The sequence below is a fragment of the uncultured Zoogloea sp. genome (genome assembly GCF_937894855.1).
Taxonomy (GTDB): Bacteria; Pseudomonadota; Gammaproteobacteria; order Burkholderiales; family Rhodocyclaceae; genus Zoogloea; species Zoogloea oryzae.
Window position 1 is genome coordinate 1 of the sequence record NZ_CALAYQ010000043.1, and the last position, 13457, is coordinate 13457.

At 64.7% G+C, this 13457-nt stretch carries 15 protein-coding genes; 9 read left to right on the forward strand and 6 right to left on the reverse strand.

Going from position 1 to position 13457, the window contains the following annotated elements:
- Positions 1-64: 64 nt before the first annotated feature.
- Together pqqB and pqqA are read right to left on the reverse strand one after the other, a co-directional pair.
- On the reverse strand, positions 65-982 hold the full coding sequence (gene pqqB / locus Q0672_RS05890; protein WP_298620694.1) for a pyrroloquinoline quinone biosynthesis protein PqqB: 918 nt from the start codon (positions 980-982) through the stop codon (positions 65-67).
- Positions 983-1039: 57 nt separating this feature from the next.
- Positions 1040-1114 (reverse strand): pyrroloquinoline quinone precursor peptide PqqA, encoded by a 75-nt coding sequence (gene pqqA, locus Q0672_RS23500; RefSeq protein WP_139379539.1) that lies wholly within the window; start codon positions 1112-1114, stop codon positions 1040-1042.
- 119 nt (positions 1115-1233) lie between these two features.
- Between pqqA and Q0672_RS05895 the strand changes: the two genes are divergently transcribed.
- Together Q0672_RS05895 and Q0672_RS05900 are read left to right on the forward strand one after the other, a co-directional pair.
- The gene (locus Q0672_RS05895; protein WP_298620696.1) at positions 1234-2151 is read left to right on the forward strand and encodes an alpha/beta fold hydrolase; all 918 of its coding nucleotides are present in this window, start codon (positions 1234-1236) and stop codon (positions 2149-2151) included.
- A 52-nt stretch (positions 2152-2203) separates the two neighbouring features.
- Complete coding sequence (locus tag Q0672_RS05900) at positions 2204-3550, forward strand: fused MFS/spermidine synthase (RefSeq protein WP_298620698.1); 1347 nt, start codon at positions 2204-2206, stop codon at positions 3548-3550.
- Positions 3551-3553: 3 nt separating this feature from the next.
- Here the strand turns inward: Q0672_RS05900 and Q0672_RS05905 are convergent, their stop codons facing one another.
- Positions 3554-4024 (reverse strand): hypothetical protein, encoded by a 471-nt coding sequence (locus Q0672_RS05905; protein WP_298620700.1) that lies wholly within the window; start codon positions 4022-4024, stop codon positions 3554-3556.
- Positions 4025-4063: 39 nt separating this feature from the next.
- The gene (locus Q0672_RS05910; RefSeq protein ID WP_298620702.1) at positions 4064-5272 is read right to left on the reverse strand and encodes an exo-alpha-sialidase; all 1209 of its coding nucleotides are present in this window, start codon (positions 5270-5272) and stop codon (positions 4064-4066) included.
- A gap of 278 nt (positions 5273-5550) precedes the next feature.
- Here Q0672_RS05910 and Q0672_RS05915 point away from each other — a divergent pair, with 278 nt between their 5' ends.
- The 4 genes from Q0672_RS05915 to Q0672_RS05930 all read left to right on the forward strand — a co-directional run bounded on the left by Q0672_RS05915 (position 5551) and on the right by Q0672_RS05930 (position 10315).
- Positions 5551-7755, forward strand: a complete 2205-nt coding sequence (locus tag Q0672_RS05915) for a TonB-dependent receptor (protein WP_298620704.1) — start codon at positions 5551-5553, stop codon at positions 7753-7755.
- Between the two features lie 90 nt (positions 7756-7845).
- Positions 7846-8247, forward strand: a complete 402-nt coding sequence (locus tag Q0672_RS05920; protein ID WP_298620706.1) for a c-type cytochrome — start codon at positions 7846-7848, stop codon at positions 8245-8247.
- Between the two features lie 740 nt (positions 8248-8987).
- The gene (locus Q0672_RS05925; RefSeq protein WP_298620708.1) at positions 8988-9797 is read left to right on the forward strand and encodes a peptidoglycan DD-metalloendopeptidase family protein; all 810 of its coding nucleotides are present in this window, start codon (positions 8988-8990) and stop codon (positions 9795-9797) included.
- Complete coding sequence (locus Q0672_RS05930) at positions 9794-10315, forward strand: hypothetical protein (protein WP_298620710.1); 522 nt, start codon at positions 9794-9796, stop codon at positions 10313-10315. The genes Q0672_RS05925 and Q0672_RS05930 overlap by 4 nt, the downstream gene beginning before the upstream one ends.
- Positions 10316-10339: 24 nt before the next feature.
- On the opposite strand, the gene Q0672_RS05935 is transcribed toward Q0672_RS05930, so the two are convergent.
- Positions 10340-10870 (reverse strand): hypothetical protein, encoded by a 531-nt coding sequence (locus tag Q0672_RS05935; RefSeq protein ID WP_298620712.1) that lies wholly within the window; start codon positions 10868-10870, stop codon positions 10340-10342.
- Between the two features lie 323 nt (positions 10871-11193).
- Between Q0672_RS05935 and Q0672_RS05940 the strand changes: the two genes are divergently transcribed.
- From Q0672_RS05940 to Q0672_RS05950, 3 genes are all read left to right on the forward strand, one after another.
- Complete coding sequence (locus Q0672_RS05940; protein ID WP_298620714.1) at positions 11194-11616, forward strand: M15 family metallopeptidase; 423 nt, start codon at positions 11194-11196, stop codon at positions 11614-11616.
- A 94-nt stretch (positions 11617-11710) separates the two neighbouring features.
- Positions 11711-12430: a hypothetical protein gene (locus Q0672_RS05945; RefSeq protein ID WP_298620716.1), complete on the forward strand. Its 720-nt coding sequence runs from the start codon at positions 11711-11713 to the stop codon at positions 12428-12430.
- Between the two features lie 73 nt (positions 12431-12503).
- The gene (locus tag Q0672_RS05950; RefSeq protein ID WP_298620718.1) at positions 12504-12641 is read left to right on the forward strand and encodes a hypothetical protein; all 138 of its coding nucleotides are present in this window, start codon (positions 12504-12506) and stop codon (positions 12639-12641) included.
- Positions 12642-12665: 24 nt separating this feature from the next.
- On the opposite strand, the gene Q0672_RS05955 is transcribed toward Q0672_RS05950, so the two are convergent.
- A complete protein-coding gene (locus tag Q0672_RS05955) occupies positions 12666-13151 on the reverse strand; it encodes a hypothetical protein (RefSeq protein ID WP_284188446.1) in 486 nt (161 codons plus the stop codon).
- Between the last annotated feature and the right edge of the window lie 306 nt (positions 13152-13457).

Below are 13457 nucleotides of genomic sequence, written 5' to 3' on the forward strand. Positions count from 1 at the left end.
TAGGCCGCGCCCTTGTCGCGCAGCTGGGCTTCGAATTCTTCGGGCGTCCAGGGTTGGGGGGCGTTCACAGTTCGATCTCCATGCCGTCAAAGGCGACCTCGATGCCGGCGGCGGCGAGGATGGCCCGCTCCGTCGAGGCTTCATCGAGGATCGGGTTGGTGTTGTTGATGTGGATGAGGATGCGGCGCACATGCCGGGGCAGGCGGGCGAGCTGTTCGATCATGCCGCCGGGGCCGCTCTGGGCCAGGTGGCCGATGTCGCGGGCGCGCTTCTTCGAGAGCCCCATCGCGATCATCTCGTCGTCGGTCCAGAAGGTGCCGTCCACCATCACGCAGTCGCTCTCGGCCATGGTGGCAAACAGCGCGTCGTCGATCTCGGCGAGGCCGGGGGCGTAGAACACCCGGCGGCCGGTGGCGGGGTCGGCGATCGCCAGCCCCACGTTGTCGCCGGGCACCGGCGCGCCCCGGTGGGGCGAGTAAGGAGGCGCAGCGGAGACCAGCGGCAGGGCCTGCCAGTCGAGGCGCTCGGCGCCTTGCGGGTGGAAGTGCGCGCCGTCTGCGGGGATCGGCTGGCGGCTAACGCCGCAGTAGTGTTCGAGCAGATGCAGGATCGGGTTGCCGCGGGTCAGGTCTTCATACACCGGGTCGGTAGTCCAGATTGGCCACGGGCTGCCTTTTTCCCGCAGCATGTAGAGCCCGGTGGTGTGGTCGATCTGGGCATCCACCAGCACCACGGATTCCACGCCGCAGCCGCGCAGCCCCTCGGCGGGCCAGCTGCCGGGGAAGGCCTGGAACTGCTGGAGGATGTCGGGCGAGGCATTGACCAGCGTCCAGCGCGTGCCGGTGGCGCTCACCGCAATGGACGACTGGGTGCGGCGCAGAAAGCCGGGCTCGCCGGCGCGCACGGCCTGGCAGTTGGCGCAGTTGCAGTTCCACTGGGGAAACCCGCCGCCGGCGGCGGAGCCGAGAACTCGGATGAACATGGCGATGCCCTGAGGGGCGTTTGCGGCCGGGGGGCCGGGCCGCAAACGCGGGGTGGCTTACTTGGCGGCGATGTACATCGTGATTTCGAAACCGAAACGCAGATCGCAGGCTTGGGGGGTGGTCCAGGTCATGTCTTGTCTCCAATTGTTGATTGAGTGCGGCCCGCCGGAATGGCGCAGCCGTGAGACGGATTGTTGCGAAGGGCGGCATACTCGCGCCTCACGAAAATCATGATTCCGGTGTCGCCCCGATGACTGAGCACGACGATTCGTTTCTCCTGCCGGTGGGTAACCGTCATCTGCTGGCGGTAGCAGTGTCTGGCAACCCGGCTGGCGAGCCGGTGCTGGTGCTCCACGGTGGGCCGGGCAGCGGATGCAGCCCGCGTCTGCTGTCGCTGTACGACCCGGCCCGGCAGCGCATCGTGGCCTTCGACCAGCGCGGGGCGGGGCAGTCGCAGCCAGCGGGCGAGACGCGGGCCAACACCACCGCCCACCTCATCGCCGACATCGAGCTCCTGCGCGCCCATCTGGGCATCGCCCGCTGGCGGGTGACGGGCGGCTCGTGGGGGGCGACGCTGGCGCTGGCCTACGCGATGGCGTACCCGCAGGCGGTGACAGGGCTGGTGCTGCGGAGCAGCTTTCTGCCGGGCATGGGCAATGTGCGGTGGTTCTTCCAGGATCTCGCCGAGCACTGCCCGGCGGCCTGGCAGGCGCTGGCGGCGGGCGTGGAGGAGGGCGAACGGAGCGATCTGCTGGCCGCGCTTATGCGTCGCCTTGACAGCCCCGATCCGGCTGTCGCCCGTGCCGCGGCGCTGGCTTGGGCGCGTTACGAATCCGCGGTGGCCGAACCTACCGCGCCGCGCTTGCCCGATCTGCCGGCAGACGAGCTCGACCGTCTGGCGCGCAAGTACCGGCTGCAGGGCCATTACCTGGCGGCCGGGTGCTTTCTGGACGAGGCTCAGTGCCTGGCCGGCTGCGGCACGCTCGGCGGATTGCCCGTCACCCTGATCCACGGCCGCGACGACCAGGTGTGCCCGCCCGCCAACGCCGAGCGCCTTCACGCTGCAATACCCGGTAGCCGGCTGGTGTGGATTGATGGCTGCGGACATCAGGCCTTCAACCCGGCGATGGTGGCCGCATGGCAGGCTGCGCTGGCCGGGGCGGATTGACCCCGGCGGGCGTCATAATGGCGGCCCGCCGAACCTGCATGCATCGCCCGCCATGCCCCGACACCTGCTCTACCTGATCGTCTTCATCGAAGGCTTCTGCTCCCTCGGGGCGGAGGTGATCGCCCTGCGCCGGCTGGTGCCCCACGTGGGCAGCGCCATCGTGGTCACGGCGCCGACTATCGGCTTCTTTCTGCTGGCGCTGGCTTTGGGCTACGCGTCCGGCGCGAAGGTGAGCGAGCGCTTCACCCAGGTGGTGGCGCGCAACTTTCTGATCTCGGCGGTGTTGGCCGGGCTCGGGCTGGCGCGGCTCACGGTGGATGGCCTGTTCGCCCACCTGCAGCCGGCCGGCGTGGCCTACCTGATCTTCATCGGCGGCGTGCTGTGCCCGCTGGCGTGGCTGCTGGGGCAGACGGTGCCGGTGCTCACCAACCTGATGAAGCACATGCGCGCCGGCGAGGCGAGTGGCTACGCGCTGTACTGGTCGACGCTGGGGAGCTTTCTGGGTTCGGTGAGCCTGTCGCTGGGGGTGATGCAGTGGCTGGGCGTGTCGGCGGCGGTGCTGGTGTGCGCGTTGCTGCTGGCGCTGGGCAGCCTGCGGCTGGCGGCGCCCGGCTGGCGGGGCTGGGCCGGTGCTGCGCTGGCGTCGGCCGGCGCGGTGGCGATCAACGTCTTTCCGCCCACCGAGGTGCACGACACGCCCTACGCCGACTACACCGTGACCCCGGTGGCGCTACCCGGCAGCGTCGATGCCCGGGCCTTCTTCGTGAACAACTCGTTGGCCTCGCTGATCGACGCCGACGACCCGCCACGCTACGCAAAGTACGTCACCCACCTGCGCCGCATCCTGCTGGAAGACCTCGGCTTCAAGGCAAAGGACATCCTCGTGCTGGGCGCCGGCGGCTTCACCCTCTCGCACCGGGAAACCTTCAACCGCTACACCTTCGTCGATATCGACCCACAGATCCGCGAGATCGCCGAGACGCGTTTCCTCAGGGGGCCGATCCGTGGCGATTTTGTGGTGGATGACGCCCGCCGTTACGTGAAGAGCACCGAGCGGCGCTTCGACGCGGTGGTGGTGGATGTGTTCAGCAGCCACACGTCGATTCCCGGCCATCTGGTGACCCGGGAGTTCTGGCACGACGCCCGTCGCGTGCTGGCGCCGGAGGGCGTGCTGCTCGCCAACCTGATCCTCGACGGGCGGCTGGAAACGCCCTACGCCCGCAACCTGCTGGCCACCATCGAGAGCGTCTTCGGGCGTTGCGGGGTGGAGGTGCTCCACCGGGACAAGCCGCTCTCCAACGTGATCGTCAGCTGCCACGCCAGCAGCCAGCCGGTGCTCACCGCGCCCTACACCGACGAGCGCAATGGGGCCGACGTGGATCTGGCCCGCTCGCGCTGACGCTTACCTCAGCCCCAGCGCCGCCTTGAAGCCCGCCGCGTCGATCACGCCCGAGCGGGCCTGCATGCCGCCCTTGCCGTCGAAGAGATAAGTGCGCGGCAGCTCGCCCCGCCAGTTGGGGTCGATGGCGTAGGCGAGGGCTTCGGGCACATCGTCGCCGTAAGCGAGGCGCTCGCTCTTCACGCCGGTCCTGTTGATCGCCGGCCCGGTGTCGGCGGTGGGCAGCTCCGCCGCCACGGTGACGATGCGCAGCTGCGGGTTGGCCTTGGCGAGTGTTGCCAGGGTGTGCAGGTTCTGCTTGCAATAGGCGCAGTCGGATGCCCACAGGGCGACCACCGTCGGGCGGGCGTCGCTGCGCGGGGCGGTCACGGCCCTGGCGGCGTGGCGGTCGAGCAGGGTGAAGCTGCCGGCGTCGGTGGCCGCGCCTGCGCTGGTGGCGAGGGCGAGGAGCAGGGCGGCGAGGGCGGATTTCATCATTGGATCAGGCAGGCCGTTGGGTTGGGTGGCGGGCGCTCAGGGCAGCGGATAGAGCCGGAAGCCTTCGTTCGCCTGACGCCAGAAGGCGTAGAGCTTGCCGCCCTTCACCAGCGCCCGGGGCTGGTCGGCGGCGCCGGCGGTGGCGGCGATCTCGAAGGTTTCAAAGCTGCGCCCGCCATCGGTGGAGCGCATCCCCCGCAGGCGGTTCTGCTCGCCGTCGAACTCCTTCCAGACAATCGCCAGCACGCCGCCTGCGATGGCGATGTCGGCGTGGGCCGCCCGCGGGCCGCCCACCGGAATCTGCCCCTCGACGGTGTTCACGCCGATCCGCCCGTAAAAGACACGGCCTTCGTCGTCCTTCACGTTGAACCACGTGGCGTGCCGTGTGCCGGCCTCATCCACCGCCAGCGCCGGGCCGTGGTGGGGGCAGGCATCCACCCGCCAGCGGTCGAAGGTGGCGCGGTCGACGCGCTCGGGCGAACCGTCCGGCTTCAGGCGGGCGATGGCGTGATCGCGCTCGTCGGGCGCAAACACATGGCGCCACAGGGCGATGGGCGCGCCGTCGCGGTCGGCCGCGAGGGCGATGCGGCAGCACTCGCAGGAGTGATCGGCGACCCGCACCTCGGGTGCAAAGCTGCGTCCGCCATCGGTAGAGACGGCCGCGTAGATCGCCGCGCCCCGGTAGGGCTCCCGCTTCGCCTTGGCGGCTTCCTGGTCGCGCTTGTCGATCCACACCGCGGTGATGCGGCCATCGGGCCCGGCGAGGATGTTCTGGAAGCGGTGGGTGATCTCGGCCCGGTCGTGGTGCACGGTGATCGGCGCATCGAAGGCGGCAGCGCCGACGGGCAGGCGGGCGAGGCGGATCTCGCCGGTGTAGGGGCGGGGCAGGGGCTTGGTCCAGCTCACCAGCAGGTCGCCATCGCGGTTGAAGGCGATGCGCGGCTGGCTGTCGCCATCGGCAGCGATGGGCTCGGGTTGGGCGTTCACCCGCAGCGGTGCGCTCCAGTGGTTGCCGTCGTCGTGGCTGCGGATGAGCTGAAGGTGGCCGCCATTCTTGCTCACCGCGTAGAGCTGGCCATCCGGGCCAAAAGCTGCGGCGGTGGCGAGTTCGGCCCGCGTGGCCTTGGTGGGCGCAGCGTGCATCGCCGCGTCGTGGGCGAAGGTGTGGGGCGGCAGCGCCATCGCGACGGCGACGAGGCTCGCGCCCAGCACGGAACGGATTTCAATCAGCGCAGATTTAATCATCGACTTATTTCAGATCAATTCCGGTTCTATTTTCATATGTTAATTGGCGTTTCCGAATCCGGATTGGCCGAGGAAATGAATGGTAGCCGCCGGGGTGGGTGGCGTCCATCCTTCTCTTGCCCGGCGTTCATCATCAAAGTCTTGTGAATCAGTGTTTTACAGCCGCGCTGCGGCACGGGTGTGGCGATATGCCGCACCGGCCTGTCGCAGTGTCGCGTCGATAATCCTGCCAATAGTCCTGTAATTGAAACCCCCAATAAGAACAAATAGGAGCTGGCATGAACACCACCCTCCGGCCGCTGGCCATCGCAATTGCATTGATGAATTCTCCCTTCGCGCTGGCCGCCGACAATGCCGAGCCGCGCGAGCTCGACGCGGTGACCATCTCCGCCAGCCGCAGCGAAACCCGCGTCGAGGAGATGCCGCTCCACACCACCGTGATCTCCCGCACCGAGATCGAGGAATCCCCCGCGCAGACCCTCGACCAGCTGCTGCGCAACATCCCCGGGATGAACTTCTCCGGCGTGCCGGCCAGCCAGTCCGATCCCACCGGCCACCAGACCAAGATGCGCGGCCTGGGCAATTCCAAGGTGCTGGTGCTGCTCGATGGCGTGCCCATCCACGATCCGTTCTACATGACCACCCAGTGGTTCAAGCTGCCCCTCTCCAACATCGAGCGCGTCGAGATCGTGCGCGGCGGCAACTCCAGCCTGTGGGGCAACATGGCCGTGGCCGGCGTGGTGAATGTGGTGAGCAAGCGCGTCAAGGACAACGCTGGCGAGGCCGTGGTGTCGGTGGGCAGCCGCGGCACGGTGAATGTGGCGGTATCGAAGAACTTTGCGGTGTCCGAAGCCCTCAGCTTCCACCTCGCCGCCGACATCTACCACACCGACGGCTACCAGACGACGCCCTCCGAATACCTGTGGCGCTTCCCCCACAAGGGCGCGGTGGTCACCGAGAACCGCAACGTCCAGCTCACCACCTACTTCAAGCCCGCGGCGGATCTGTCGGGCTTCGTGCGCCTGGGCTACCACGTGCAGGACCAGGACATCAGCTACGAGAACGGCAGCAACGTCCAGCGCAGCCCGGATTTTGCCGCCAATCTCACCAAGGCCTTCGGCACCAGCAGCCTCAGCGCCAACGCCTGGGCCCAGCAGGTGCGTTTCGAGAAGTACAACGGCAGCACCTGCTACTACCAGGGCGGCACGAGCTGCCTCAACAGCAACAGCGCCAGCCTCACCCCAGCCAGCGTCAATTCCAACGTCGTCGAGTTCTACACCCAGTACGGACACCAGCGTTACCAGGAGCAGGGCGCCTCGCTCACCTACAGCCAGCGCCTGTCGGGCAAATGGACGGGCTTCGATGCTGGCGTGGATTACCGCGGCCTCAAGGCCGAAGACACCGAATACTTCTACACCACGCCCAGATCGCCCGCCAACCCGCAAGGCAACTTCAACAGCACCACCTCCGGCGAAGGCCGTCAGACCTTCACCGGCCTCTTCGGCCAGACCCGCGTCTTCCCCATCGACCCGCTGGAGATCACCCTTAGCGCCCGCTACGACACCTGGCGCATCAGCGACCGGGCCAACACCCGCACCACCGCCGCCGGCGTCACCACCGGGGGCGATCTGCCCGCCAGCGACAAGACCGCCTTCAACCCCAGCCTCGCGCTGCGCTACGAGCTGACCGACGCCGCATCCCTGCGCGCCGCTGCTTACAAGGCCTTCCGCGCGCCCGGCTTCAACAACCTGACGCGCACCTTCGGCACCGGCACCAGCACCACCATCGCCAACCCCGATCTGGCGCCCGAAACCCTCACCGGCTGGGAAGTGGGCAGCGACTACCGCAAGGGCCCGCTGAGCCTCTCGGCCACCTACTTCATGTACGACATCAAGGACATGATCGCCACCTACACCGCCAAGGCCGGTAGCGCGCCGGCCCAGGTGCAGCTCATCTGCGGCGGCGCGGCGCTGCCCGGCTGCGGTGGCTCGGCCCGCTACTACACAAACGATCAGGACGGCCGCTCCCACGGCATCGAGCTCTCCGGCAGCTGGCGCATCAACCACAACCTGAGCCTGGATGGCTGGTACACCCACACCGAAACCTATCTCACCCGCCACGGTGGCATCGTCACCGATCCGCTGCGCGTGCAGCTGGCCGGCGTGCCCAAGGATCTCGCCAGCCTGGGCGCCAACTGGAAACCCCTTGAACGCCTGCGCACCTTTGCCGAAGTCCGCTATATCGGCGCGATGCTGCTCGACACCACCAGCAACAGCAGCACCATGCGCTTCGGGCAGGGCGCCAACACCATCGTCAATGCCAGCGCCACCTACGCGCTCGAGAAATCCGTCGATGTGTTTGGCAGCGTGGTCAATCTCTTCGACCGCGGCTATTCCGAAAACACCTACGCCTACAACCAGCCCTACAACCGCACGCTGTCGCAGCCGCGGACGCTTACGGCGGGCGTGCGGGTGCGTTTCTGAGGCGCAATGCGGCAATTGATTCGGGTCAATGAGGCGCGGCGGCCTGGCCGCATACCATGCGCCTCACCCCGATTCATCATGAGAGAAACCATGTCGCCCAAGAAACTGCTCCCCCTGATCCTCGTTGGCCTGCTCGCCGCCTGCGGCAAGTCTGAAGCCCCCAAGACCGAAGCGCCCGCTGCCGCACCCGCCGCCGCCGCGCCGGCACCTGCGCCGGTTGCCGCGGTTGCCGCCGACGGTGGCCAGGGCGAAGCCCTCTTCAAGAAGACCTGCGCCATGTGCCACCAGACCGGTGTTGCCGGCGCACCCAAACTCGGCGACAAGGCCGACTGGGGCCCGCGCATCGCCCAGGGCAAGGACACCCTCTACAAGCACGCCATCGAAGGCTTCAACGGCAACAAGGGCGCCATGCCCGCCAAGGGCGGCAACCCGGCCCTGAAGGACGACGAGGTCAAGCTAATCGTCGACTTCATGATCGCCAGATCCGAATAAGCCCACCACGTTTACCTCAAGCGCGTTCCTCCCAGCGCGCCACGGCCCGGTCAGCAATGACCGGGCTTTTTTTCGCACAGATATCAACATCCTGTAGGTCGGACTTCAGTCCGACATCGCGGCCCGATTGACGCGCGGTTGTCGGACTGAAGTCCGACCTACATGGCTGTGCCAGATCAGCCCGGGTGCCTCACCGCCCGCAACAAGGCCCGTGCGTGCTGGAAGACACTCCCCACACCACCATCCTGTAGGTCGGACTTCAGTCCGACATCGCGGCCGGATTGACGCACCGCTGTCGGACTAAAGTCCGACCTACAGGGCTGTGCATGATCAGCCCGGGTGCCTCACCGCCCGCAACAAGGCCCGTGCGTGCTGAACGACGCTCCCCCAACCACCATCCTGTAGGTCGGACTTCAGTCCGACATCACGGCCGGATTGACGCACCGCTGTCGGACTGAAGTCCGACCTACAGGGCTGTGCCTGATCAGCCACGGCGCCTCACCGCCCCGCAACAAGGCCCACGCGTGCCGGACGACGCTCACCCCACCACCATCCTGTAGGTCGGACTTCAGTCCGACATCACGGCCGGATTGACGTGCGGTTGTCGGACTGAAGTCCGACCTACAGGACCTGCATGACATGCAAGGCCGTGCATCAAAAAGCTGCCGTCAGCGACTATGCTAAACAGCAGGGGCGATGCAGTCCTTTGCTGTTGATGCCCAAACCCTGGAGAACCCATCATGGAAATCACCGCATCGGTTGGCGCATGGGAGAAGGGCGCCAAGAACCTCGCACCGGATGTCACCGTCGTCCAGCAGCTGCTTACCCAGGCCGCCCAACTGCTCGGGCGGCCGGAGATCAACCCCGGTGGGGTGGATGGCGCTATCGGTCGTCCGCCGCGTTCGTCCGGTACCGTCAAGGCGATCCGCGCCTTCCAGAGCCTCTCGGGCTTTGGTGTCGATGGCCGCATCGATCCCGGCGGTCGCACCTGGCAGCGCCTTGCTGCGGTGGTGGAGGGCAGCGTGAGCGTGCCGCCGCCCGGCGACACGTGCTTTCCCTTCGCCCAGCCCGCCACGGCCGACTGGACCCACTCGCCGCGATCCTTCGGATCAAACCGCAACGGCGGCAAGCGCGCCCACGCCGGCTGCGATCTTTACGCCCCGGTGGGCCGCACCATCTACGCGGTGCGCGATGGCGTGGTGCTGCGCGACCCCTACGCCTTCTACGCCGAAACCGACGCCCTGGAGATCGACCACGGCGACTTCGTGCTGCGCTACGGCGAGATCAAGCCCGGCTGCACCCTGCGCAAGGGTGACACCGTGAAGATCGGCCAGCCGATTGCCAAGGTGGGCCTGCTGATTGGCATCAACGTGCCCAGCGCCATGCTGCATCTCGAGATGTACAAAGGCGATGCCAGCGGCAGCCTCAGCCAGAAATCTGCCGACACCTCCGCAAAGCGCCGCGATGGCGTACCCTTCATGCGCCGCACCGATCTCATCGACCCGACACCCTTCCTCAACGACTGGAAAACGAGGCTCGCCACCCCATGAGTTTTGCCCCCCGCCGGCTTGCGCTGGCCTTCATCGCAAGTCTTGCCGCCAGCGGCGCCGCCATTGCCACCCCCAGCCTGTGCGACGCCGGACCGCCCACCTACAACGGCCAACCCGCCAAAGTATGGGAGGGAGATTTCGACGGCGACGGCAAGCCCGACCGCCTGTGGGTGCTGCCGCCGGGCACGGTATCAAGCCCGGTGGCCGATCGGGCGTCCGATCCCTGGTCGGGCTTTCGGCGGCGCTTTGAGCCGGGCCTCTTCACCATCGTGATCGCCCACGGCAAGCACTGCGACCTCATCCAGAAACAGCGCTTCTTTGCCACGCCCATCTGGGAAGAAGACGACAAGCCCATCAGACTGCTGCTGCGCAGCGACCCCGCCATCAAGGACTGGCCGCGCCTATCCCGCCGCTGGAAAGGCGATGGCGTGCTGCTCGGCACCGAAGCCGGGCCGGACGTATTGCTCTACTGGAACGGACGGCGCTGGTGGGTGGCGCAGGGCAGCGAAGCACCCTGAACCATCAGGCCGCGCGCGGGGCGATCAGCCCCGGCCGCGGCCGCCGAAGCGGCGATGGGGGCCGCGGCGGCGTTGTTCTTCTTCTTCGGTTAGCTTGGGCTTGGGCATCAGCAGGTTCTTGCCGCCCTGCTTGGCATTGGCGGCGTGCTCGGCCATGGCGGCCTCCATCTGCTCCACGCTCATGGGGATCGACGCGGTCTTCTCGGCCGGCGTGTATTCCGACAGGCGCTCGCGCACCAGAAACACCCGCTCGGCGGTATCCGCCTTCTTGGGCAGCTTCTCGCCCAGCGCCAGGGCCGCGGGCGTGAGGGTGTAGCGGCCATCCACCGCCACCATCAGATCATGGGTGGCAAAACGCCGGAAGGATTCTGCCCACAGGTTGCCCGACGTCACCGGGCAGCCCAGCACATCGGCCGCCGCCACAATCTCCACCAGCTCGGCCGGGCGCCGCTTGGAAGCAATCAGGGTAGCCAGCAGCAGCTGGGCGTCGATGTCGTTGATGGGGTACATGATCGGGCCTTTGTGGGCGGGTTGAGCGCTGAGGAGTGCAATCATGCCTGTGAGTAGCGCCGTCCTAGTATTCCAAAGCGCATGGTGGGTCTCTCGGTGAAACAACAAGTCGCTGTATTTAGCAACAGGGAGGCGTGGGGTACGCGGGCAGCGTTGCATCGGGAAGTGAAAGTTGTCTTGTATATGCAGAATACTTTTCTATATTCAGTTTACGAACCTTGGTGATCCCTGCTGACTATGGTTGCAGGCTATCATAAAAAGGAAATTCATTGTCCATAAAAATTGGAGGCGATATGAATAGCTGGCCGCATCAAAACGACGTCGACTCTTTCTATGGAAATCCGAGAGGTAGGAATGGCGGGCCAAGTATGAAATGGGAGTCCGAAAATCTTGTTCGAGTCAAGACCCCTTGGAAACTAGTGACGGCATGGGATTTTATGCCAGTAAGCAGCGGTGTTCGAATTCATCGCCGTTGCGCGGATAGTTTGGCTAAAATTTTCGATGAGATTTGGAAATCCTCCGAGATGAGCCAGAGTAAGATCAATGAATGGGGTATGAATCTTTATGCTGGAGGATATAACTTTAGGTTGATGCGTGGAGCAAGCCGACTATCGATGCACAGTTGGGGGTGTGCAGTTGACTTTGACTCATCGAGAAACGCGTTCGGAGATGACACTCCGAATTTTGCATTGATTCCTCAGGTTCTTGAGGCATTTGCTAAGGAAGGGTGGGTATGGGGTGGACGTTGGAGTAAGCCAGATGGGATGCATTGGCAAGCCGCCACCTTGTGATGCTGCGTTAATTAAGCTGTCGTAAATCTGAGTTTACATGCCGAGGCGTGCCTTGGAAAACAAATTTTTCAAGCTTGATAGGGAGGAGGAGGATATGAAAATAATCACCCTTTTTATGCTTTATGTATTGCTCTCTTTGTCTGGCTGTACGACATTGGATGAGCAAAAGCGTCAGTATAGCGGAGAGCCACGACAGCTTTTCCAAGAGTCTTACTTTAAGACTGTAACTGATAAGTACTTCGGCCCCGATTCAAAATACTTGGAAGAGCGTAAGTTGGATTTTAGAAATTTGGTTCGCGAGGGGCGCGATGATGACGCAAAGAAGTTAAGAAATGAGGTGGCTTATGATCTCATATCGATCTCTGATTACCTTTTCTCTGAAGTAAGGGATGGGCTATTCATTCGTAGAGCTTCAATCGATAGCGGATCAAGGTTCTATAATCTGCTCTTTACCACTGCCTCTACTGTTTCGTCAGTGGAATCAGTAAAAACAGCGTTCTCGGCGGCTGCTACTTTTTTAACGGGAACAAAAGCAATTTTTGATGAAGAGTTGTTTTCTAAACAGGCAAGAACTGCTATTTACGCAACCATGACCGGGAGAAGAGCCGAGGTAAAAAAGAATTTGCTGCTTGATTTGCAGAAATCGCCGGCGGACTATACCCTAGGTCAGGCTATAGCCGCAGTGCAAGATTACCATCGTGCTGGTTCACTTGTGGAGGCGATGAACGAGCTAGAGCAAAACGCTAGTTCAGGCGCTAAGGAAAAAATTGACGCCCTGCGAACGACGGAGAAAAACAATGCGTCTGCGCTATAAATAAAAATTTGTTAATTCGATCAATCTGACTTTATTACATCCCTTCACCCCGATCTCGTTAGCCGAAATTGGGGTGAAGTGCTTTGCAGCGCACCTCTCCCGCCGCTGGAAAGGCGATGGCGTGCTGCTCGGCACCGAAGCCGGGCCGGACGTATTGCTCTACTGGAACGGACGGCGCTGGTGGGTGGCGCAGGGCAGCGAAGCACCCTGAACCATCAGGCCGCGCGCGGGGCGATCAGCCCCGGCCGCGGCCGCCGAAGCGGCGATGGGGGCCGCGGCGGCGTTGTTCTTCTTCTTCGGTTAGCTTGGGCTTGGGCATCAGCAGGTTCTTGCCGCCCTGCTTGGCATTGGCGGCGTGCTCGGCCATGGCGGCCTCCATCTGCTCCACGCTCATGGGGATCGACGCGGTCTTCTCGGCCGGCGTGTATTCCGACAGGCGCTCGCGCACCAGAAACACCCGCTCGGCGGTATCCGCCTTCTTGGGCAGCTTCTCGCCCAGCGCCAGGGCCGCGGGCGTGAGGGTGTAGCGGCCATCCACCGCCACCATCAGATCATGGGTGGCAAAACGCCGGAAGGATTCTGCCCACAGGTTGCCCGACGTCACCGGGCAGCCCAGCACATCGGCCGCCGCCACAATCTCCACCAGCTCGGCCGGGCGCCGCTTGGAAGCAATCAGGGTAGCCAGCAGCAGCTGGGCGTCGATGTCGTTGATGGGGTACATGATCGGGCCTTTGTGGGCGGGTTGTTCTAGGCTCCGGGGCCGGGCGATGCCGGGCCGGCCCCCCAAAGGGGCCAGGAAACGCGGAAAGACCCCGGCGCTTCCCCGTGAGCGGTAAGGGCCGACATGATGCCTGAAGGCGGCGCCGGGGGCACGGATTGTATGGCGACGAAGCACCTGATCGAGCCACGAAATAGTGCAGGCGGCCCGCTACACCCCCTCGCAACGCCACGACCGCAGCAAGCGCCCCCACACCTGTCACTGACCGCCACAATAGAGCCACCTCTGACCGGCATATAGGAGCCAGTT